Source organism: Polaromonas sp. YR568 (genome assembly GCF_943371715.1).
Classification (GTDB): Bacteria; Pseudomonadota; Gammaproteobacteria; order Burkholderiales; family Burkholderiaceae_C; genus Polaromonas.
This window is the reverse complement of record NZ_CALRVW010000008.1, coordinates 74,926-95,254: the sequence shown is the minus strand read 5'-3', so window position 1 is coordinate 95,254 and position 20,329 is coordinate 74,926. Positions and strand designations below refer to the sequence as shown.

The window sequence follows — 20,329 nt, the reverse complement described above, 5'->3', positions numbered from 1 at the left end:
ATGGCGACCGCTGCCCGCATTCCGCCCATCCAGTGCCTGCTGACCTTTGAGGCGCTGGCGCGGCTGCGCAGCGTCACCCAGACCGCGGAAGAGCTGAACGTGACGCCCAGCGCGGTGAGCCACCGCGTCAAGCAGCTCGAACAGATCATCGGCACCAAGCTGTTCGGCCGGGCCGACTTTTCGCTGACCACCGAAGGCAGCGAATACCTGGCCCATGTGCGCGAGGGCCTGGCGACGCTGCAAAAATTTCCGGGCACGGCCGGCCAGAGCGGCAGCCCCGGCAAGCGCAAGCTGCGTCTGGCCGTTACGCCGACCTTTGCCCGCTCCATCCTGATCCCGCGCCTGCGCCAGTTCACCGATGCCTACCCCGAGATCGACCTGACGCTGCAGGTGTCCATCCCGCTGCTGGACGTGGTGGCCGAAGACGCCGACCTGATCGTGCGTTTCGGCACCGGCCGCTATGCCGACCTCGAACACGTCTGCCTGATGAAGGACGAGGTCACGCCGCTGGCCTCGCCAGCCTATGTGCGGGAGCACGGGCCTTTTGAAGTTCCCGAGGACCTGGACGGGGAAGCGCTGCTGCGCTCGCCGCTGGAGCCCTGGCGCACCTGGTTTGCGGCCCACAGCCTGGACTGGGCCGAGCCGGTCGATGGCTCGCAGTTCAACGACATCGGCCTGATGTGCGACGCCGCCGCCGCCGGCATGGGGGTGGCGCTGGTGCGCCTCAAGCTGGGCGCACCATGGCTGGAACACGGCTCCCTGGTGCGGTTGTACGAGCGCAATGTGCCCAGCCCGCACGCCCACTACCTGTGCTGGCGCACCGGCATGATGGACCGCTGGGAATGTGCGGCGTTTGCCGACTGGCTGAAAAAATCGGTCGCATAAGCGTTACGCTGGTTCCTCCATGCGTTTTATGCCTCCAGCCCTTAAGGGGCGGGCGTTAGTAGCTATCAGTTTCATAGCTAGCCGGTTTTCACAAAGGTCCTTCATTTTCTTCACGCCGCCCGCGCACGCTTTGCATTAAAGTGCTTTCATCCCGGCGCCAAGCCGTGTTTCACCTTGAAGGCCGCCCATGAACGCTCCTCTCGACTCCCGGCAGCAGCAGCTGCTGGAACGCTCCGAACGCCAGGCCCAGGTCGTCGCCGCGCTGCAGGCCGTGCTGCCGGCGCATGCGCTGCTCTGGAACAGCGAAGACACCACGCCTTACGAATGCGACGGCCTGACCGCCTACCGCGAACGGCCGCTGGTGGTCGCCCTGCCCGAAACCTATGCCCAGGTGCAGGCCGTGCTGAAAACCTGCCATGCGCTGGAAGTCCCCGTGGTGGCACGCGGCGCCGGCACCGGCCTGTCCGGCGGCGCCATGCCGCACAAGCTGGGCGTCACCCTGTCGCTGGCCAAGTTCAACAAAATTCTGAAGATGGACGCGGCCAGCCGCACCGCGGTGGTCCAAGGCGGTGTGCGCAACCTCGCCATCAGCGAAGCCGCCGCCCCGCTGGGCCTGTATTACGCGCCCGACCCGTCCAGCCAGATCGCCTGCACCATAGGCGGCAACGTGGCTGAAAACTCCGGTGGCGTGCATTGCCTCAAGTACGGCCTGACCCTGCACAACGTGCTCAAGGTCAGGGGCTTCACGATCGAAGGCGAGGCGGTGGAATTCGGCAGCGACGCGCTGGACTGCGCCGGTTACGACCTGCTGTCGGTGGTCATCGGCAGCGAAGGCATGCTGGCCGTCACCACCGAGGTCACCGTCAAGCTGGTGCCCAAACCCGTGCTGGCGCGCTGCATCATGGCCAGCTTCGACGACCTGCGCAAGGCCGGTGACGCGGTGGCGGCCGTGATTGCTGCCGGCATCATTCCGGCCGGGCTGGAGATGATGGACAAACCCATGACCGCGGCGGTCGAAGACTTTGTGCACGCCGGTTACGACCTGACGGCCGAGGCGATTTTGCTGTGCGAAAGCGACGGCACGCCGGAAGAGGTCGAGGAGGAAATCGGCCGCATGAGCGAGGTGTTGCGCCGGCACGGCGCCACGGCGATTGCGGTCAGCCAGAACGAGGCCGAGCGCCTGCGCTTCTGGAGCGGGCGCAAGAACGCCTTTCCGGCCAGCGGCCGCATCAGCCCCGACTACATGTGCATGGACTCGACGATTCCACGCAAGCGCCTGGCCGACATCCTGCTGGCGATCCAGCAGATGGAAATCAAGTACGGCCTGCGCTGCGCCAATGTGTTCCATGCCGGTGACGGCAACCTGCATCCGCTGATTCTGTTCGACGCCAACGACGCCGACCAGTTGCACCGCTGCGAGCTGTTCGGCGCCGACATCCTGGAAACCAGCGTCGCCATGGGCGGCACGGTGACCGGTGAACACGGCGTGGGCGTGGAAAAACTCAACTCCATGTGTGTGCAGTTCTCGGCCGCTGAGAACGAGCAGATGTTCGGTGTCAAACGCGCGTTTGACCCGTTGGGTCTGCTCAACCCCGGCAAGGTGATCCCGACGCTGCAACGCTGCGCCGAGTACGGAAAAATGCTGGTGCGCGGCGGCAAGATCTCGCATCCCGACCTCCCGCGGTTCTAGCCATGCAAGGTCTGCGCGGCCTCGCCTGGCTGCTGCTGTTGCAATCCATCGGCGAACTGCTCTCGCGCGGCCTCTCCCTGCCTTTTCCCGGGCCGGTCATCGGCATGATGCTGCTGCTGGTCGCGCTGCGCTGGCCCCTGGTGCGCGAGCCGGTGGCGGCCTGCGCGGATTTTTTGCTGACGCACCTCTCGCTGCTGTTTGTGCCGGTAGGTGTCGGCGTCATGACCCACCTGAGCCTGGTGAGCCAGTACGGCGGCCGCATGTTACTGGTGATTGTCCTGTCCACCCTGATCGGGCTGGCCGTCACGGTGCTGACGTTGAATCTCCTGTGGCGGAAAAATGCCGAAGTTCGTTGAGCTCTGGGTCTACCTTTCCGCCACGCCGCTGTTCGGCCTGACGGCCACGCTGGTGGTATACGTCGTGGCCCAGGCCATCTACGCACGCCTGCAGCAGGCACCCTGGGCGAATCCCGTGCTCTGGACCGTGCTGGTGATTGCGGCCGTGCTGCTGGCCACCGGCGTGTCCTACCCGACCTACTTCGCGGGCGCGCAGTTCATCCACTTCCTGCTCGGGCCGGCCGTGGTGGCGCTGGCTTGGCCGCTGTGGCAGCGCCGCGCCGAGTTGCGGCTGCGCTGGGGCCGCCTGCTGCTGGCTGCCCTGGCCGGTGGCATCGCCGCCAGCGGCTCGGCACTGGCGCTGGGCTGGGCCGTCGGACTGCCCCTGGACGTGGTGCTGTCACTGGCACCCAAGTCGGTCACCGCCCCGGTGGCCATGGGTATTGCCGAGAAGATAGGCGGCATCCCGGCGCTGGCGGCGGTGTTTGCGGTCATCACCGGACTGGTCGGTGCGCTGAGTGGCAAATACCTGTTTGATGCCTTCGGGATTCCGCTGGATGCGGCCGGCTGGACGGCGCGCGGCTTTGCGCTGGGCACCGCCTCACATGGCATAGGGGCTGCGCGTGCGCTGCAGGTCAACGCCGATGCCGGCGCCTACGCCGGCCTGGCGCTGGGCCTGCAGGTGGTGCTGGCTTCCTTGCTGCTGCCCCTGCTGTTCCGGCTTTTTTAATTCGTCACCAGGTATCGATGGCCAGCGCGCCGTCCGCGGGCCGGATGGGCGCCGACTGCAGGCCGCGCACCAGCCAGTCGCGCGTTTGCGCCGGGTCGATCACCGCGTCGATTTCCAGCGTGGTCGCCATGTTGAGCGCACTGCCCTTGTCATACTGCTGCGCCACCAGGGTCTCGTACAAGGCCTCGCGCTGCGGACCTTCGGGCTGCGCCTCCAGCTCCTTGCGGTAACCCAGTTTCACCGCCCCTTCCAGGCCCATGGCGCCGAACTCGCCGGTAGGCCAGGCCACGTTGAAGGCCGGCGCATGAAAACTGCCGGCCGTCATGGCCATGGCGCCCAGGCCGTAACCCTTGCGCAGCACCACGCTGAAAAACGGCACGCGCAGATGCGCGGCGGCAATGAACATCCGGCTCACGTGGCGCACCTGCGCCTGCGCCTCGGTCTCCGGCCCGACCATGAAACCCGGGGTATCCACCAGGCTGAGCAGCGGCAGGCCATGCGCGTTGCACAGCTGCATGAAACGCGCGGCCTTGTCGGCCGCATCGGCATCGATGGCGCCGCCCAAGTGTTGCGGGTTGTTGGCCAGCATGCCCACGGGCCGGCCCTCGATACGCGCCAGCGCGGTGTGAATGCCTTGCCCAAAGCCGGTGCGCAGCGCCAGCACGCTGCCGGCGTCGGCGATGCCGTCGATCGCCGCGCGGGTGTCATACACGCGCAAACGGTTCTCGGGCACCACCTCGCGCAGGGCCAGGGTATCCGGCGCAGTAAACGCCTGGACCGTACCCTGAAAAAAAGACAGGTAGTGCCGAGCCGCCGCCACCGCTTCGGCTTCGTCGTCCACCAGCACGTCGATCACGCCGTTGCCATGCTGCACACCGGCCGGCCCGATCTGTTCGGGTTTGAACACGCCGAGGCCGCCGCCCTCCACCATCGCCGGGCCACCCATGCCGATATTGCTGCCCCGGGTGACAATGATCACGTCGCAGCAGCCCAGCAGGGCCGCATTGCCGGCAAAACAGCGGCCCGCCGCCACGCCGATCACCGGTACCCGGCCATTGAGGCGGGCAAAGCTCGCAAAGGTGCCAACATGCAGGCCAGCGACGATGGGCATGTCGGTGTCCCCGGGACGGCCGCCACCGCCTTCGGCAAACAGCACCACCGGCAGCTTGTTCTGCAGCGCGATCCCCAGCATGCGGTCGGTTTTCTGGTGGTTGCGCATGCCCTGGGTGCCGGCCAGCACCGTAGCGTCGTAGGCCATCACCACGGCACGGCTCGCCTGCGGGCCGAACAGGGCACTGTTGATGCTGCCGATGCCGGTCACCATGCCATCAGCGGGCGTATTGGCAATCAGGTCTTCTTCGCTGCGGCGACTGCGCTGCGCCGCGACGGCCAGCGTACCGTACTCCATGAAGGAGTCCTCGTCGCACAGGTCGGTGATGTTCTCGCGCGCGGTACGCAGGCCCAGGGCGTGGCGCCGGGCCACCGCTTCGGGCCGGCTGGCGTCCTGCGTGGGCGCCTGGCGATCCAGCATGCGCTGCAGGTCGGCGCGCAAACGGCCGGACACGGGGGAGGATGCTTCGGGGAACGCAGTAGTCGATGCATCAGGCTGCGCCACCGTTGCCCCCACGGGCTCGATGCGCGCGAGCAGCGCGCCCGACTCCACCAGTTCGCCAGCGGCGAAAAACATTTCGCCGAGGCGGCCACCGATGGCCGCACGCACCTCGTGTTCCATTTTCATGGCTTCGAGAATCACCAGCAGGTCGCCGGCGCAAACGATCGCGCCGGGCTCAACCTGCCATTGAACAACCTGGGCCTGTAGGGGGGAGTGAACCGCGGACATCGGCGCATTTTGCGCCCGCCCGGCGCACCCCTGTCGTCAACTCGGCGACAGCGTGCGTGTCTAGGGCCTGTTCACACTATTTATGCAAGATGCGTTGCGAGTCAAAAAGGCCATGCGTGAGGCGCAAAATGCAGCCGGGCTGGAGCCCGGCAAGGCTTTGCAACGCTGCGCATGGCCTTTTTGGCCGCAACCCGAAGGGAACGTGGTTAAAACAGCGCCACTCGTCGTTGCACTCCTAGCCCAGCCGCCCAGGCTGAGCGTCGTCGCGCGCCTAGATTGGCGCTGTTTTAACCACGTTCGCACTTGTATAAATAATGTGAACAGGCCCTAAAAAACTCAGGCGACCTGCAGGCCTGGCTTTCCAGCCAGTGCGGGTTTTGAATTGCCGACGGCGCCGAACAGGATCTCGCCAGCGAGTTGGCCACCCTCTTCAATCACCAGCTTGCCATAACGGATCTTGCCGGTAACCTTGCCGGTCGCATAAATCACCAGCTTCTGGCGCACCGTCAGGTTGCCGTCAAACGCGCCGTGGATCTCGGCGATGTCGATCTCGGCCGAACCCTTGAACTCCCCATGCTCGGAGATCTGCATCACACGCGAGTCCATCGTGGCCTCCACCAGACCTTCCACCACCAGGGTGTCGCAGTCGGTGATCTCGACGCCTTTGAGCTTGATATTGGGACCGACGGTCAGCTTGCTGCCGCCGCTCTCGCGCGGGGCGGCAGATGGCGCGCTGCTGGTCGCGGTCGCAGCGGCAGAGGCAGCGGGCGCGCTGTTCGACACATTGGTTGCCGCTGGCGTGTTGGCGTAAGGATTGGGGTTGGGGCTGCCATGACGCAGGCTGGAAGGTTCGTTGTCGCGCTTGCCAAAGAACGGGGATTGCAGTGCCATCTGGATTTCCTTGAAAAAGAACCGATGGTACGGAGAGCGTTTTGAAAAGTCTCCACTGCTAATGCAAGATGAGTAACGAAATGACCGGGTGCGCTGCGCTCGTGTGTGCCGGCGCCGGGTGCGAGCTTGTAGACTTGCGCCATGCACTACACGGTCAGGATTTTTCACAGCGAGGACGTCTCGGACACCGAACGCGCCGGCGCAGCGCAGCGCTTTCGGACAGCGCTCGAGGCCTCGCTGGGCGATGCCAGCCTGGTGCCACCCGTTTACCGCGCTTACCTCCGGCTGTTGCAGATCCACGGGGAGCAGACCCGCCCCTGGGATCTGGCGCCGGCAGAACAGTTGCTGGCCGAACAGTGGGAAGCGGCCGAGCTGGCGGCTACGCAAGCGGCTTTTGGCGCCGAACGCTACATGGGCGATGCCCACTTCGAGCTCGAGATCCAGGATCGCTGAGTACGCCAGACCGGAACGCACTTTGTACGGATAATTACACCAGTTGCCAATTAAGGGGAGTTCGTGGAGTTTGCTGTCTTGATCATGGTGCTGATCGTGCTGGGGCTGGTCGCCTGGGGGGTGTACCGCGTCCTGAGACGCAGGACCGCAGCTTCCCCGGCTGCCGCTGGGCAGGCGCAGCCAGACAGCCGCCCGCTGGACGACAGCACCTACCGGGTCAGCTACGCACCGCCTGAATTTGAGTGGAGCGGCACCACCACCGGCACCCTGCCGGTGAAAATACTGACCTACAAGCAGTACGAGTGCCTTGAAGATGCCCGCTACGGCTTCAGGATCGTCGGCCTGCCGCCCACCGAGCGCAAGCAGCCGCAACCGCACAAAACCCGCGCCCATGGGCTGAAAACCGTCGCTTCCCTGAAAAAACACGGCTTTCTGGAAGACGACGGCGAAGGCGGCTACCTCATCACCGACCGCGGACTCAATGCGCTGGAGGTCTGCAGCGTCCGGTATTGAACCTTCAGACCGTGGCGTCCTGCGGCGCGCTGCTGACCGCCCACGAGTAGAGGGCGACAAACACCAGCGCATCAAAGACGGCGCCCATGCAGATGTACAGCACCGGCATGAACAGTACCGACAGGTGCTGCATGATGAAAGCCTGCGCCAGCACCTGGTGGGGAATCATGACCGCGAAAAAACCCAGGATCAGCGCGGTGTGGAACAGCTTGATCGACAGGCTCTGGTTCAGGATGTAATACCCCATCGCCAGCATCACCGGGGTGGCCAGCATGACCACGTAGCCGATGGTCATCAGTTCTTCACTGTGGCGCGCAATGCTGTAGGGAAAAGCGCTTGGCGAGAGCCAGAAATAGACCAGCGTCACAAGCTGGATGACGCCAACAATGCGCAAGGGGTACTTGAGCGGCAGTTGCGCGTTTTTCATGCGCAGAGACAAGGCCAGCCCCGCCAGCGTCACAACCGCCGTCACCAGCAGGATGGTTCGGCTCGGTAGCGGCCGGTCGTCCGGTCCGCTGGACAGCTGCATCGCGTAGTAACCAGCGTCGTTGAGCTGGTTGGTCAGGGTGAAAGGCATGTCCAGCCCCGCGGACCAGAACAGGATGCAATCGCGCCAGAAATCAAACAGCAGCGGTTTTCCCAGATACACCAGCGCGCACAGGATCAGCGGCAGGACAAGCGCCTGCGCCAGCAACCAGGGCGTGACCTTCAGCGGCGTGATGGACCGGTGCGGGCGCACCAGAACCCGTTGGGCGCGGGCTTCCCGGGCCGCCGAAAAAGAGGCGTTGAAAAGACGCTCCTGCTCACGCGCAGGTTCCGACAGGGATTTGGTTCTGGAGCTCATGGGGTGCGATCAAAATTCGTGGAAAACGCCGACATTCACGCCACTGCGGCGGTACAGCGGGTTGCTGTAGCGGTTGGCGCCGACCAGCACGCCGGTGCGCGCATTGAACCAGTGGCGCCAGGTCAGGCTGGCCTCACGGCTGTCGAAGTTGACCAGTTGCCGGTTGGCGGCAATGGCGAGATAGCCTTCGCTGCCCCACCCGTAACGCGCGGTCACCAGATCCTGCTTGTGGCGGCCCCAGGTCAGCGCCACAAACTGCTGCTGCGTGTCCACCGAGCCCGGGTTGCTGCGGTTCAGCCGCACGCCACCCTCCACGATCCAGGGCGCCTCAAAATAGTAGGCCGCACCCAGCGACAGGCTGCGGTCGGTGTGGCCATCGGGCGCGTTGTAATACCCTGCCCCCACGGTGCCCACCAGATTGCGGCCGGGAAGAAATTTCCGGGAAATCGTTCCGTCCACACGGTAACGCGGCAGATAGAAGGCACCGTCGCCGACACCCAACGCCACCGACCCGAACCAGTCTTCATTGAAGGTGTAGGTGTCGCTGAGACCCAGAAACGTACCGTTTTCGCCAAAGCGCTTGTGCGCGGACAACTCACCCTGCAGGACATGTTTGTCCACGCCATAGACCCCCTTCAGGGTCACGTCGCGCCAGTTGCCAAAGCCATTGCTGAGGTTTTGCACACCCGTGCTGAGCTCCAGGCTGCGCAGGGAGTCGTTGCTTCCCGGCACAGCCGGCGCCGCCAAGCTGTCGACCGGCACCGGGGCTGGCATGGGCGCGACGGTTTGAGCCGTTGCCGGCAGGGCAGCGGCCAGCAACACGGGCAGCGCCAGGAAAAAAGGCTTGAACATCAAAATACACTCCAAAAAAAATCTTGCATCACATTCGCCGGCCCGGGCAGCACACCGCCGCGCGGTCCGTTCATTTGCAGTTCGCATCCTTCGCCGCAGGCGTCACGCCCCGGCTCACCAGGATCTGGTAGGACGCTTCGTCGCTCACCGCCCAGCGCGACGAGTGGCGAAGCGGCGTGGACTGGCGCAGCCAGCAGGCGGCCGTGGCCTTGTCGTTCTGGCGCATGGCGAGCACGGCCAGCAGCCCCCACGGATAGTCGGCTTCACCCTGGATCAGCCACTCACCGCGGTACGCCGCCATCCAGTCGCGGTAGTACTGGCGCGCGTTGCCCGGCACCAGCGGAAAATCGAACAGCAGCGGAAAGATCTGCGCCACATGGTCGGGGTAAAACGCCGGCTTCTGCGAACGCTGCTCCAGCTGGGTGGACACCAGAAAGCGCTTGTTGACCGGGTCCCAGAACGTGTCATGGATGGCACGTGCCAGCTTGTCCGATGCCGCCCTTTGCTGCGGCTGCTTCAGGTGCACCTTGAGTGACCAGACTTCCAGGTTGTCCATGAACAGGCCGTGCAACACCACTGGCGAGACCATGTAGATGCCGCGCGAGGGCTGGTACAGGTGCTCCAGCGCCACCTTGCTGACCTGGTGGCTCTTGCTCCAGACCGGGTTGCTGGCCAGCTTGGCCGGCATGGTTTCGAGCAGCTTCATCCAGATCGCCAGCAAGGAGTCGTCGGCGTCGGCCGTTTTGCAGGACACCCATTTTTTGTCGGTACCCCGGCAGAACCGGTCAAACGTGCCGTCCGGCTTTTGCCGTGGCACCAGCCAGTTGGCAAATTTTTCAGCCGGCACCGAAATGTCCATGCCGTTTTCGTGCGCCAGCAACAAGGCCTGCATCGCGAAATAGGGGTCTGCCGAATCACCGCCGTGCAAGACAGTGATGGCGCCGCTGTCGTCGGTGTAGCCGCCAAGCTCCAGACGCGGCGCCGCACCAGCACATCCGGCCTGAGTCAGCATCGATGCGCCCAGCGCACAGACCGTCAATAGTTGTTTGAGCCTCATGCCTGTTTCACCATGCCGATCTCGCGCGCCCACACGGTGCCATGCACCACCGCCCCGTCTTCCACGATGATGTTGCGGGCGGTGATGGTGGTGGGCGCTTCAGGCAAACCCACCAGCGCGCTGGCCCCGATCAGGATGTCGCTCTCGGAAACGACTGGCCCCCAGGCCTGGGCATCCTTGTAAACGTAGACACGCTTTTCGCAGGTCACCGCACCCTGCACGCTGGCGCGGTGGCCGATGCTCACCCCTTCGCGCGCCTTGATGTCGCCGATGATGGTGGTCGCCGCCCCAATGGTCAGAAAACCCGTCACGACCAGCGATCCGCGGTAGATGCTGGCGGGCGGCAGCGCGCAGTCACCCCGGATCAGGAAAAGCAGGGGCGTTTGCTGAACCGCGCCTGGCAGATCGGCATAACTGGCCGGCGTCTGCTCGGCACCCGTGGGTGGCAGCACATCGCTGACACGCGTGCCAAAACGCAAGGCAGGCGCATTCAGGCGCTCAAACCAGGTCTCGTTGCCGAGTTCAATCGCACCGCCCGCCGACACCCGCCGCAGGGCCACACTGCGCGGCCCCATGCGCAGCACGCCGTCGGCATGGGCCCAGTCATCCACCGTGCTGTGTTCACCCAGGGTAATGTCACCGGTGGCATACAGCGCCGGAAACGTGGACTCAGCACCACCGCGCAGGCTTCCCTGCACGTACACCGGCTGCGCACTGCGGATCGGGGAAGGGCTGGCAATGCTGCTGCGTGCGATCAGCCGCTTGTCCGCCTTGCGCCAGTCCAGGTCGGTGCCAGCAGCGGACGCCGGATCGCCGACAAATTCGAACTCCTCATACCCGGTGTGCTCACCCAGTCCGAGCCTGGCCGACACATCGGCGTGCAGGCGGCGCGCAAAGTGGTCAATGTCGGTGGTGTAGTTGGCCGAAATCGGCAAGGCGGCGAAGTCCGTGGGCCGCAGCCATTCCCGGAATGCAGGCACAAAAGGCAGCGTCAGCAGCAGCAGGCAGACCAGCGCGAACGCGGTGTAGGTGATGTAATTTTGAGTCATTTATTCAGCAGCCTTGGTTCGGTAGCGGATGGTTTTGTCCCACACCATCTCGCGTTTGAAAATCCGGTCGAGCAGCAGGCTCCAGACAGCGCCAGAAATGGCAAACAGACTGACCAGGAAACCCAGCATGTTGAAAGGCAGCAGCCTCAACCGCCGCCGGTTGCCGTCAATCAGCACAGCGACCACGATTTCAAAAAATGCGGCGAAGTTGCCCAATGTGCCGTAGATCATCAGCGCAAAAATGGGAATCAGCGACGACAGCAGCGAGCCTGCATTGAGGAAATACAGTCCCAGCGCCAGTCCCCAGCCGGCCAGCATGACCAGCGGGATGACAAACACGAACAGAAGCAGCAGGCCGTCAATGCGCTGCGCCGGCGTCAGGTAGGAGCTGGTGGCAAACTTCCACCAGTAGCGGCTCATCACCTGGTTGTGGCCCTTGGCCCAGCGCGTCACCTGCTTGATGCGCACGGCCCACTCCTCGGGCACTTCTTCATAACATTCCGAGCGGTTGGTGTAGACCGTCTTCCAGCCATTGAGCATGAGCCGGAAGGTGATGTCGGTGTCTTCGGCCAGCGTGTCGTCGTGCCAGCCGCCCACGGCCTCGACCGCCGACAGGCGCACGCCGCCCACGGTGCCGCCGTACTGCGGCAGCAGGTTCAGGTTCATGCGCGCCTGCTGGTCCACCTGGTAGCCGCCTGAGCGCTCCAGGTCCAGCATGCGGGTCAGCAGGTTGGCACCGCTGTTGACGGGCACCACACGTCCCATCACGGCGCCGATCTCCGGGTCAAAAAACGGCGCCACCAGCTGCTTGAGCAGGCCGCGGCCGGGCACGTAGTCGGCGTCGAAAATGATGGCAATGTCGCCTTCTGCAAAATGCAGGGCGTCCTTCAGTGCGGCCGATTTACCAGCCTTTCCGGTCGTGCGGTGAAACGGTGAAATGCGCGAGGGGAAACGCGCCACATAACCGTCGATGATCTCGCCCGTGCCGTCCTTGGACCGGTCATTGACGGGAATGATCTTGAGCCGGTCCGCCGGATAGTCGGTATTGAGCAGCGCCTCGATGCAGCCGGCGATAACCTTTTCCTCGTTGTGCGCCGCAATGAAGACGGTGATCATCGGCCAGCGCGCCACGGCAATGTCGATGTAGGGGTGGCGCTGCACGCCGGTCAGCCGGTTCATCGTGAACATGAAGTGGCGCACGCCGTAAATCATCATGGCCACCACGATCAGGAAAAGCAGCGAGGCCATGACGGCAGCGACCGGGTAGTCCTTGAACGAGGGAATCAGCGCACCCGTCACCTGGGCTTGTGCCAGGGCCGGTCCTGCCCCCATGAAGGCGGTAGCCGCAAGGGCAAGCGCAACAGGGAGCTGGATCTGCCGCCGGGTGGCGTGCACAGGGCGTTCGGCGCAAAGGCCGCAAGCCGAGGAGGAAAAGGAAGGCAGCATGGGCAGGGCTCCAGTCAGTCCAGTCGTTACAGGGAGAAGGGGTTCGCTCACGCCAGCGCGGGGACGGCCGCGGGCGCATCCGCCAGGCTGCGCTGGAGCACCGCCACGATCTGCGCGGAGGCCGTGCCGTCGCCAAACGGATTGCCGGCCTGCGCCATCCGCGTGTAGGCCTCGGTGTCCTTCGAAAGCCGGGTGACTTCAGAGACGATGGCGCTGCGTGTCGCGCCGATCAGCAGGGCGCAGCCCGCTTCAATCGCTTCGGGCCGCTCGGTCTCATCGCGCAGCACCAGCACGGGCACGCCGAAGGTCGGGGCTTCTTCCTGCAGGCCGCCGGAGTCGGTCAGCACCATCCACGCATCGGCCAGCGCCTGCTGCATGCCGGTGTAGTCCAGCGGTTGCGTCAAGGTCACGTTGGTGATGTCACCCAGCAGGGCATTGACCGGGCCCTGGATCACGGGGTTGAGGTGGACCGGAAACAGCACCTGCAGGTCCGGCTGCTGGCGCGCAATGTCTGCAATGGCGTGGCAGATTTCTTCCACGTCGTTGCCCCAGTTCTCGCGCCGGTGCACGGTCACCAGCAGGTGGCCGCGGCCCGCGCTCGTGCGCTTGACGCCGCGGTGGGCACAGGTCCATTGCTGCGCATCAATCACGGTGTTGCCGGTGAGGTGAATGAACTCGTCGGCAATGCCCTCGGTCTGCAGCGCCACCAGCGCGCGCTGGGTGGGCGCAAAGTGAAACCGCGTCAGGCGGCTGATCATCTGCCGCAGGCCCTCTTCGGGAAAAGGCCGTGCCAGGTTGTAGGTACGCAGCCCGGCCTCCACATGCGCCAGCGGGACGCGGTTGTAGAAGGCGGCGAGCGCACCCTGGAAAGCGCTCTCGGTGTCGCCCTGCACGATGACCAGCGACCAGTCCTGCCCGGTCACCACCGCGTCAAGCTGCTGCCGGCATCCCATGCTGAAGTCCAGCAGGCTGCTGCCGCCACGCGCCAGCGAGATATCGGGCGTGACATCGAAACATTCGAAAATCTGGCTTGCCATGTCGCCATGCTGGCCCGTGTGCAGCCACTGCACACGCGCCCAGTCCGTCGCGCGCAGCGCGTGGTAGACCGGTGCCAGCTTGATGATTTCAGGGCGTGTGCCCGAGACGATGAGAATGTTTGGCATGAATGCTTTTCAGAAAGAGGGAAAAAAGCGGCTACGAGTCCCGCACTCAGGTGGTGCAGGGGCCGAAGAAGGAAGTCGGGTGAACCGGCAGTTCACCGCCATGGGTCACGCCAGTTGCGCGTTCGCCCCGTGGCCCGTCATGCCGCCGGGGGTCAGCAGGTCAACAATCACGACCAGGTCGCCGCCAAAACGTCCCACCCCGAGCTCGCGCATGAGTTGCTGCTCCTGCGCGGCCGAATCCATGCGCAGAAAACACAGGGCCTGCCGCTTGCCTGCCTGGCTGGCCGCCAGGATGTCCAGCCGGGCGACGGAGCCATACCGCGAACACAGCGAGTGAAGCGCGGGTCGCAACGAGCCGATATCGGGAAAGTTCTTGAGCAGATCAAATTGGGTGTGCATGGGTCTTGGGGTTCCGAGTTCTCTTGCCCTCTGGAACAGGTGTTAACTTAAGTTCTCACCAATATAAAAAGCGCGAACAGCCAGGTACCTGAGGAAAACCCTCCCGTGACTGTAGGACGCTGCGCCGGTCCTTCTGTGCGATGGCACACACATGCAGCTCCAAATACCTGCGCATTCACCAACCGACGCGGGCCGCAGACCGGGCTGCAGACGTCAGCGCACGCTCGCCGCGCCGTCCTACAGCCCCGCGCGCCGGCGGACGGCATTTTTTTCCATTTCCCGGCGCCTCATGAAAGAAGCCGCTTCATTCACCGCCCGGCGAGCGGTCCAACCCCTCACCGGTCAACCCCTATGGCACTCATCACCTACCTCGCCGAAGACAACCAGATCATTCGGGACAACCTGATCGACACCCTGGAGGAGATCGCTCATGTCAAGGTCGTGGCGCACGCCGCCACCCAGGCCGAAGCCAGCCGCTGGCTGACGCTGCATGACGGCGCCTGGCACCTGGCCATCGTGGATCTTTTCCTCAAGGAGGGCAGCGGTCTGGGCGTGCTGGCCGGCTGCCGCCAGCGCGAGTCCTACCAGAAGGTGGTGGTGCTCACCAACTACGCCACACCCGAAGTCCGCCGGCGCGTGGCCGAACTCGGCGCCGACGCGGTGTTTGACAAGACCACCGAGCTTGATGCCCTGTTTGCCTACTGCGCCGAACAAACAGCCAACATCCTCACGGACGATGTGCAGGCGGCGCAACGTGAAGCCATTGCGCAGCACGCTCAGGTCACGCCCCGCTGAGGAAACCTGCCGTCGCTTGCGCTGACAGGCCGTCCATCGGTTTGTGCGATAGCGTACATACAAAGTACCTAAAACGGCCTACGATGGCGAACTGGCACGACCCCTCTGTCAGAGGCACCCTTCGAAGCCAGTTACCGCTTCGGAGCTTTGTTGATGGCCGTTTCCCCCGATCCCCGAAAAAACGAGTTGCTCGCAGCCCTGCCAGACGCCGAATTCCAGCGCTGGTTGCCGCAACTCGAACGGGTCGACATGCCGCTGGGCCAGGTGGTGTATGAATCGGGCAGCACGCTGAGCCATGTGTACTTCCCGACCACTTCCATCGTTTCGCTGCTGTATGTGATGGAAAACGGCGCCTCGGCCGAAATCGCCGTGGTCGGCCACGAAGGCGTGGTCGGCATCTCGCTGTTCATGGGCGGCGAATCGACGCCCAGCCGGGGTGTGGTGCAAAGCGCTGGCGAGGGCTTCCGGCTCCCGGCGAATGTCATCAAGGAAGAGTTCAAGCATGCGCCGGTGTTGCACCTGCTGCTGCGCTACACCCAGGCGCTGATCACACAGATGGCGCAAACCGCCGCCTGCAACCGCCACCACTCCCTGGACCAGCAGCTGTGCCGCTGGCTGCTGCTGAGCCTGGACCGGTTGCAGGGCAACGAGCTGGTGATGACGCAGGAGCTGATTGCCAACATGCTCGGTGTGCGCCGCGAAGGCGTGAACGAGGGCGCGACCAAGCTGCAAAACCTCGGGATGATCCGTTACTCGCGCGGCCGCATCACGGTGCTGGACCGTCCCGGGCTGGAAAAACGCACCTGCGAGTGTTATGCCGTGGTCAAGAAGGAATACGACCGGCTGCTTCCGGAAAATATGGCGATCTGACCCCCTGCCGTCTGCCCGCGCCGCAGCCCCTGGCCGGGGTGGATAGATTTTCTAGCGCATACTGGGGCGCCGCCTGGAATTTGTATCTGACAGCGGCGCGGCCTTTTAATTGCCCCCGCGGCAAGCCGCCATCCACCGGAGAGCCGCTTGTCCGCAGTCCAGAACCACATCCTTGCACGTCTTCCCCGCCTGGACCGCGCGCGCCTGCTGGCCGCTTGTGAACCCGTCGACCTGACGCTGTCCGGCGTCCTGTGCGAACCCGGCCAGCCGGTCCGCCATGTGTACTTTCCCACCCAGGGCTTTATCTCGCTGGTCACGCCGGTCGATGGCAGTTCGGGCGTGGAGGTGGGCATGATAGGGCGCGAAGGCATGCTGGGTGCGCAGCTGGCGCTGGGTGTCGCCACGGCGCCCTGGCGTGCGCTGGTACAGGGCGCCGGTGGCGCCTGGCGCATCGGCGCGGTCGCCTTCAAGCGCGAACTGGCGCGCAGCACGGCACTGCAACGCGGTCTGAATCGGTACATTTACGTGCTGATGGCGCAACAGGCCGGGTCTGCCGGCTGTCTGCGTTTTCACCTGACCGGCCAGCGCCTGGCGCGCTGGCTGCTGATGAGCCAGGACCGCGCCCACTCCGACAGCTTTCATGTCACACACGAGTTTCTCGCCTACATGCTGGGCATGCGCCGCGTCGGCATCACGGCCGCCGCCAGCGCCCTGCAAAAGCGCGGCCTGATCGAGTACCACCGGGGCGAACTCACCGTGCTGGACCGCAAGGGGCTGGAGGCGGCCGCCTGCAGCTGTTACGCTGCCGACCGCCTGACCTACGCCGACTTGCTGGGCTGAACGCCTGCTGGCCGGCAACCGTTCGGCCTGAGCTTGGCGAAGCTCTCTTCGACAGACTCGGAGGGACCGGCGCTTACTGGGCAGCATGGAGGCCAGGACGCACCGCGCCGTCGAACCACCACGCGGCCCGCCCATCCGTTCGGTAACGCACAGACGATAGTAAAAAAGTCATTTACAACCGGCAGCATAACTACACACACTGCCTGACATGGCCGCCACGTGCCCACACCGTCCCCAGGAGGCCGCCCCATGACGTCGCCCTCTTCCCATCACCTTACGCCAGGGCCGGCCGCTGGAGTGCATGGCGTGGCCCCGGCATCCCGGCCCGATGCGCCAGCGACTCCGGTGTCGCGCCAGAACGGGCTCGGCACCCACCCTGAGGCAACCCCGCCTCATGCACCGTATGACGCGCACCTGGCCATCGGGGTCGAGGACTGGGATGTGCTGTTTGAGGCGGTGACCACCACGCTGCGCAGGATCGTGGGCGAGCGGCTAGGCGACCTGCCCGAGGTGCCCGCCCATTCGGCCGCGCTGTCGGCCAGCCTGGTGCAGGCCGTCGTGCTTGACTGCGCCCGTTCGCTGGACCGTCTGCACGACGCGCTGAAAGAGGAACGCAGCCAGCGTCCGACACCCTGACGGGCGCTTTGCGAAGCCCGGGCCGGCCCTGCGTCTGTTAGGGTGGTCATCATGACCCCGATCCTGACGTCCAACCCCAGCGCGCCGAACGCCGCCCTGTCGCCGCGCGGCCCGCTTGCGCTGCTGGAGCGGACCACCGGTGCGGGTGCGTGGATGCTGGCGCTGCCGTCGCACCAGCTGACCTGGACGGCGCAGCTGGCCGCCATGCTGGAAATGACGCCAGCGCAGGCACCCACCTGGGCCAATGCGCTGGACATCTTCGCACCCGAGTCGCGCGACTGCATGGCCGCGGCCCTGGAGCGCTGCCTCGCGGACGGCACGGCGTTTGACGAAGAGGTGGAGGTCATTACCGGGCGCGGCCAGCGGCTGTGGATGCGCTCGCTGGGCGAGGCCTTGCGCGATGCCTCGGGCGCCATCGTGCAGCTGGTCGGCGTGCTGAAAGACCTCACGACCCGAAAACGCGCCGAGCAGGAAAGCGAAAGCCTGACCATGCGGCTGGCCACCACGCTGGCAAGCATCAACGACGCCTTTGCCACGCTGGACCGCGAGGGCCGGCTGACCTATGTCAACCGCGAGGGCGAGCGCCTGCTGCGCGCCCCGGGCACGGCGCTGCTGGGCCAGACGCTTTGGGAAGCGCTGGACGGCAACGCCACCAGCCGGGTGCACCAGGAAATCCTGGAGATGCTTGCCAGCGGCGACAGTCGCGAGTTCGAGGTCTTCTGCGCCCTTCCCGACCGTTGGCTGGAGCTGCGCGCCTACCCGTTTAAAGAAGGGGTGGCCGTGTACCTGCGCGATGTCAGTGACAGGCGCCAGGCGCAGGAGCAGTTGCTGCTGCTGCAAACCAGCATCGCGCACCTGAACGACATCGTGATGATCACTGAAGCCGGCCCGATCGATGCACCCGGCCCGCGCATCGTGTTTGTGAACGATGCCTTCGAGCGGCAAACCGGCTACAGCCCGGCCGAAGTGCTGGGCCAGACGCCGCGCATGTTGCAGGGGCAGCGTACGCAGCGCACCGAGCTGGACCGCATCCGGCTGGCGCTGGCGCAAGCGCAGCCGGTGCGCGCGGAACTCATCAACTACAAGAAAAACGGCGAGCAGTTCTGGCTGGAGCTCGACATCGTGCCTGTGGACTATTTCAGCCGGGGCCTGACGCACTGGGTGGCCGTGGCGCGCGACATCACCGAGCGCAAGGCCGCCGAGGAAGAAATCGAGCATCTGGCGTTTTACGACACGCTGACCCAACTGCCGAACCGCCAGCTGCTGATGGACAGCCTGCGCACGGCACTGTCCCACACCGGCAACCCCGACAAAACCGGGGCGCTGATGTTCATCGACCTCGACAACTTCAAGGTGCTCAACGACACGCGCGGCCATGCCACCGGCGACCTGCTGTTGCAGAAGGTGGCGGCGCGCCTGAACAGCTGCGTGCGGCTGCGCGACACCGTGGGCCGCCTGGGTGGTGATGAATTTGTGGTGCTGCTCGAAGACCTGGGCGACGACCCGACCCTGGCCCGCAAGAAGGCCGAAGTCGTGGCACAGAAAATTCTTGCCACCCTGAGCGAGCCCTGCGACCTGTCGGGCCACGACTATGACGGCACCTGCAGCATCGGCATCACGCTGATCACCCAGCACGAAAAAAGCGTGGGCGATCTGCTCAAGCAGGCTGACCTGGCGATGTACCAGGCCAAGGCCGCGGGCCGCAACACCATCTGCTTTTTCGATCCCGGCATGCAGGCAGTGGCCACAGCCAACGCGGCGCTCACCTACGAGCTGCGCCAGGGCCTGCGCAACCAGGAATTTGTGCTGCACTACCAGCCGCAGGTGGGCCCCAAGGGTTTCATGGTGGGCGTCGAAGCCCTGGTCCGCTGGCAGCACCCGCAACGCGGCCTGGTGTTTCCCGACAGCTTCATCCCCCAGGCCGAGGAAAGCGGACTGATCCTGCCACTGGGCAAGTGGGTGCTGGAAACCGCCTGCGCCCAGCTGGCGCGCTGGGCCGCCTGTCCGCTCACCGAAAAGTTCAGCATCGCGGTCAACGTCAGCGTGCGCCAGTTCCGCCACCCCGAGTTCGTCGAGCAGGTCATGGCCGCCATCGCCAGCGCCGGCATCAGCGCGCACCGGCTCAAGCTGGAGCTGACCGAAAGCCTGCTGGCCAGCGACATGGACGTGACGATTGCCAAGATGGGCATCCTCCAGAACGCCGGCGTGACGCTGTCCATCGACGACTTCGGCATCGGCTACTCGGCGCTGTCCTACCTGAAACACCTGCCGCTGGACCAGCTCAAGATCGACCGCGCGTTTGTGAAGGACGTGCTGACCGACCCCAACGACGCGGCGATTGCGCGCACCATCATTGGCCTGGCGCAAAGCCTGGGGCTGGGCGTGATGGCCGAGGGCGTGGAGACCGAAGCCCAGCGCGACTTCCTGGCCCGGCACGGCTGTCACTGCTTCCAGGGCTACCTGTTCTGCAAGCCGCTGCCGATCGACGAACTCGAGGTGTTCATGCAGGGCATGGCCAAGCCGCCGGAGGGCGCGACGGGCTGCTGAGAGACGCCGCGGGCCGTCGAGTTGCTATTGAATCAATAGCTAGTTGCACATCCCCCATCTGGGCCGCAGGCACTTTGGTCTTGAATAAATGAATGGAGACCCGTTCGGGTGAAGCATGGACGGCGGGCTCCCGGATCAAGGCCTGGACAGGCGCTGCCCCAAGTTCATTAACCCCGCAACAGCATGTCGCGTGCGGTGTCGATATCGAGTCCCCGCGTTTGCGCAGACGCGCTGCCGGTACGCAAAACCGAGACGTCAAAGCACTCCAGCCGGAACGGCCCCCGGACGTTGCAGAGACAATTCAAGCCCCAATTGTTTCTTAATCAGCAATTTTAAATTGCCGTTAATGCTATTTTTCTTTGTTATTAGCAATAGTAAAGTTCATACATCGATGAGCCGCAACCAATAAACGACTCACCGAGGCTGGACAGACGGAATCAATGAGCCCGCCATGCCCGGAAATGTTTATTAACTCTCTCTCAAGGAAATTTCAT

At 64.6% G+C, this 20,329-nt stretch carries 19 protein-coding genes and 1 pseudogene; 11 read left to right on the top strand and 9 right to left on the bottom strand.

Annotated features, from left to right (window positions below):
• The 4 genes from AAG813_RS08265 (at window position 1) to AAG813_RS08250 (ending at window position 3,640) form a co-directional block, all read left to right on the top strand.
• Window positions 1-885, top strand: coding sequence for a LysR substrate-binding domain-containing protein (locus AAG813_RS08265; RefSeq protein ID WP_341913775.1), 885 nt, complete (start codon window positions 1-3; stop codon window positions 883-885).
• Window positions 886-1,072: 187 nt separating this feature from the next.
• Window positions 1,073-2,575, top strand: coding sequence for an FAD-linked oxidase C-terminal domain-containing protein (locus AAG813_RS08260; RefSeq protein WP_341913773.1), 1,503 nt, complete (start codon window positions 1,073-1,075; stop codon window positions 2,573-2,575).
• Between the two features lie 2 nt (window positions 2,576-2,577).
• Complete coding sequence (locus AAG813_RS08255) at window positions 2,578-2,931, top strand: CidA/LrgA family protein (protein WP_341913771.1); 354 nt, start codon at window positions 2,578-2,580, stop codon at window positions 2,929-2,931.
• Complete coding sequence (locus tag AAG813_RS08250) at window positions 2,915-3,640, top strand: LrgB family protein (RefSeq protein ID WP_341913769.1); 726 nt, start codon at window positions 2,915-2,917, stop codon at window positions 3,638-3,640. Before AAG813_RS08255 ends, AAG813_RS08250 begins: the two co-directional genes overlap by 17 nt.
• A gap of 4 nt (window positions 3,641-3,644) precedes the next feature.
• On the opposite strand, the pseudogene AAG813_RS08245 reads toward AAG813_RS08250, so the two are convergent.
• Both AAG813_RS08245 and AAG813_RS08240 read right to left on the bottom strand, forming a co-directional pair.
• Window positions 3,645-5,480: pseudogene (locus AAG813_RS08245) on the bottom strand (carboxyl transferase domain-containing protein); the annotation flags it as partial.
• Between the two features lie 336 nt (window positions 5,481-5,816).
• Entirely contained in the window at window positions 5,817-6,371 is a 555-nt protein-coding gene (locus tag AAG813_RS08240; protein WP_341913767.1) for a polymer-forming cytoskeletal protein, read from the bottom strand.
• 141 nt (window positions 6,372-6,512) lie between these two features.
• On the opposite strand from AAG813_RS08240, the gene AAG813_RS08235 reads away from it, so the two are divergent.
• Window positions 6,513-6,824, top strand: coding sequence for a hypothetical protein (locus AAG813_RS08235; RefSeq protein ID WP_341913765.1), 312 nt, complete (start codon window positions 6,513-6,515; stop codon window positions 6,822-6,824).
• Window positions 6,825-6,887: 63 nt separating this feature from the next.
• Window positions 6,888-7,337, top strand: a complete 450-nt coding sequence (locus tag AAG813_RS08230) for a hypothetical protein (protein ID WP_341913762.1) — start codon at window positions 6,888-6,890, stop codon at window positions 7,335-7,337.
• A 4-nt stretch (window positions 7,338-7,341) separates the two neighbouring features.
• On the opposite strand, the gene AAG813_RS08225 is transcribed toward AAG813_RS08230, so the two are convergent.
• The 7 genes from AAG813_RS08225 to AAG813_RS08195 all read right to left on the bottom strand — a co-directional run bounded on the left by AAG813_RS08225 (window position 7,342) and on the right by AAG813_RS08195 (window position 14,147).
• Entirely contained in the window at window positions 7,342-8,181 is an 840-nt protein-coding gene (locus AAG813_RS08225) for a hypothetical protein (RefSeq protein ID WP_341913760.1), read from the bottom strand.
• Window positions 8,182-8,190: 9 nt separating this feature from the next.
• The gene (locus tag AAG813_RS08220; RefSeq protein ID WP_341913758.1) at window positions 8,191-9,033 is read right to left on the bottom strand and encodes a YaiO family outer membrane beta-barrel protein; all 843 of its coding nucleotides are present in this window, start codon (window positions 9,031-9,033) and stop codon (window positions 8,191-8,193) included.
• A 70-nt stretch (window positions 9,034-9,103) separates the two neighbouring features.
• A complete protein-coding gene (locus AAG813_RS08215; RefSeq protein WP_341913756.1) occupies window positions 9,104-10,090 on the bottom strand; it encodes a hypothetical protein in 987 nt (328 codons plus the stop codon).
• A complete protein-coding gene (locus AAG813_RS08210) occupies window positions 10,087-11,139 on the bottom strand; it encodes a polymer-forming cytoskeletal protein (RefSeq protein ID WP_341913753.1) in 1,053 nt (350 codons plus the stop codon). The genes AAG813_RS08215 and AAG813_RS08210 overlap by 4 nt, the downstream gene beginning before the upstream one ends.
• The gene (locus AAG813_RS08205) at window positions 11,140-12,585 is read right to left on the bottom strand and encodes a glycosyltransferase family 2 protein (protein WP_341913751.1); all 1,446 of its coding nucleotides are present in this window, start codon (window positions 12,583-12,585) and stop codon (window positions 11,140-11,142) included.
• 47 nt (window positions 12,586-12,632) lie between these two features.
• Complete coding sequence (gene wecB, locus AAG813_RS08200) at window positions 12,633-13,748, bottom strand: UDP-N-acetylglucosamine 2-epimerase (non-hydrolyzing) (RefSeq protein ID WP_341913749.1); 1,116 nt, start codon at window positions 13,746-13,748, stop codon at window positions 12,633-12,635.
• A gap of 105 nt (window positions 13,749-13,853) precedes the next feature.
• A complete protein-coding gene (locus AAG813_RS08195; RefSeq protein WP_341913747.1) occupies window positions 13,854-14,147 on the bottom strand; it encodes an RNA-binding protein in 294 nt (97 codons plus the stop codon).
• A 351-nt stretch (window positions 14,148-14,498) separates the two neighbouring features.
• On the opposite strand from AAG813_RS08195, the gene AAG813_RS08190 reads away from it, so the two are divergent.
• The 5 genes from AAG813_RS08190 (at window position 14,499) to AAG813_RS08170 (ending at window position 19,835) form a co-directional block, all read left to right on the top strand.
• Entirely contained in the window at window positions 14,499-14,942 is a 444-nt protein-coding gene (locus tag AAG813_RS08190; RefSeq protein ID WP_341913745.1) for a response regulator, read from the top strand.
• Window positions 14,943-15,095: 153 nt separating this feature from the next.
• The gene (locus tag AAG813_RS08185) at window positions 15,096-15,812 is read left to right on the top strand and encodes a Crp/Fnr family transcriptional regulator (RefSeq protein ID WP_341913743.1); all 717 of its coding nucleotides are present in this window, start codon (window positions 15,096-15,098) and stop codon (window positions 15,810-15,812) included.
• Between the two features lie 147 nt (window positions 15,813-15,959).
• Window positions 15,960-16,652, top strand: coding sequence for a Crp/Fnr family transcriptional regulator (locus tag AAG813_RS08180; protein ID WP_341913741.1), 693 nt, complete (start codon window positions 15,960-15,962; stop codon window positions 16,650-16,652).
• A gap of 306 nt (window positions 16,653-16,958) precedes the next feature.
• Window positions 16,959-17,288 (top strand): hypothetical protein, encoded by a 330-nt coding sequence (locus AAG813_RS08175; protein WP_341913738.1) that lies wholly within the window; start codon window positions 16,959-16,961, stop codon window positions 17,286-17,288.
• 51 nt (window positions 17,289-17,339) lie between these two features.
• Window positions 17,340-19,835 carry an EAL domain-containing protein gene (locus AAG813_RS08170; protein WP_341913736.1) on the top strand — a complete coding sequence of 832 codons (2,496 nt, stop codon included), beginning with the start codon at window positions 17,340-17,342 and terminating at the stop codon, window positions 19,833-19,835.
• Window positions 19,836-20,329 lie beyond the last annotated feature (494 nt).

Coding starts and splice junctions, on each gene's coding strand:
- AAG813_RS08265 (WP_341913775.1), top strand. CDS start 1: ATGGCGACCGCTGCCCGCATTCCGCCCATCCAGTGCCTGCTGACCTTT.
- AAG813_RS08225 (WP_341913760.1), bottom strand. CDS start 8,181: ATGAGCTCCAGAACCAAATCCCTGTCGGAACCTGCGCGTGAGCAGGAG.
- AAG813_RS08170 (WP_341913736.1), top strand. CDS start 17,340: ATGACCCCGATCCTGACGTCCAACCCCAGCGCGCCGAACGCCGCCCTG.
- AAG813_RS08260 (WP_341913773.1), top strand. CDS start 1,073: ATGAACGCTCCTCTCGACTCCCGGCAGCAGCAGCTGCTGGAACGCTCC.
- AAG813_RS08235 (WP_341913765.1), top strand. CDS start 6,513: ATGCACTACACGGTCAGGATTTTTCACAGCGAGGACGTCTCGGACACC.
- AAG813_RS08185 (WP_341913743.1), top strand. CDS start 15,096: ATGGCCGTTTCCCCCGATCCCCGAAAAAACGAGTTGCTCGCAGCCCTG.
- AAG813_RS08195 (WP_341913747.1), bottom strand. CDS start 14,147: ATGCACACCCAATTTGATCTGCTCAAGAACTTTCCCGATATCGGCTCG.
- AAG813_RS08250 (WP_341913769.1), top strand. CDS start 2,915: ATGCCGAAGTTCGTTGAGCTCTGGGTCTACCTTTCCGCCACGCCGCTG.
- AAG813_RS08255 (WP_341913771.1), top strand. CDS start 2,578: ATGCAAGGTCTGCGCGGCCTCGCCTGGCTGCTGCTGTTGCAATCCATC.
- AAG813_RS08240 (WP_341913767.1), bottom strand. CDS start 6,371: ATGGCACTGCAATCCCCGTTCTTTGGCAAGCGCGACAACGAACCTTCC.
- AAG813_RS08190 (WP_341913745.1), top strand. CDS start 14,499: ATGGCACTCATCACCTACCTCGCCGAAGACAACCAGATCATTCGGGAC.
- AAG813_RS08215 (WP_341913756.1), bottom strand. CDS start 10,090: ATGAGGCTCAAACAACTATTGACGGTCTGTGCGCTGGGCGCATCGATG.
- AAG813_RS08205 (WP_341913751.1), bottom strand. CDS start 12,585: ATGCTGCCTTCCTTTTCCTCCTCGGCTTGCGGCCTTTGCGCCGAACGC.
- wecB (WP_341913749.1), bottom strand. CDS start 13,748: ATGCCAAACATTCTCATCGTCTCGGGCACACGCCCTGAAATCATCAAG.
- AAG813_RS08220 (WP_341913758.1), bottom strand. CDS start 9,033: ATGTTCAAGCCTTTTTTCCTGGCGCTGCCCGTGTTGCTGGCCGCTGCC.
- AAG813_RS08210 (WP_341913753.1), bottom strand. CDS start 11,139: ATGACTCAAAATTACATCACCTACACCGCGTTCGCGCTGGTCTGCCTG.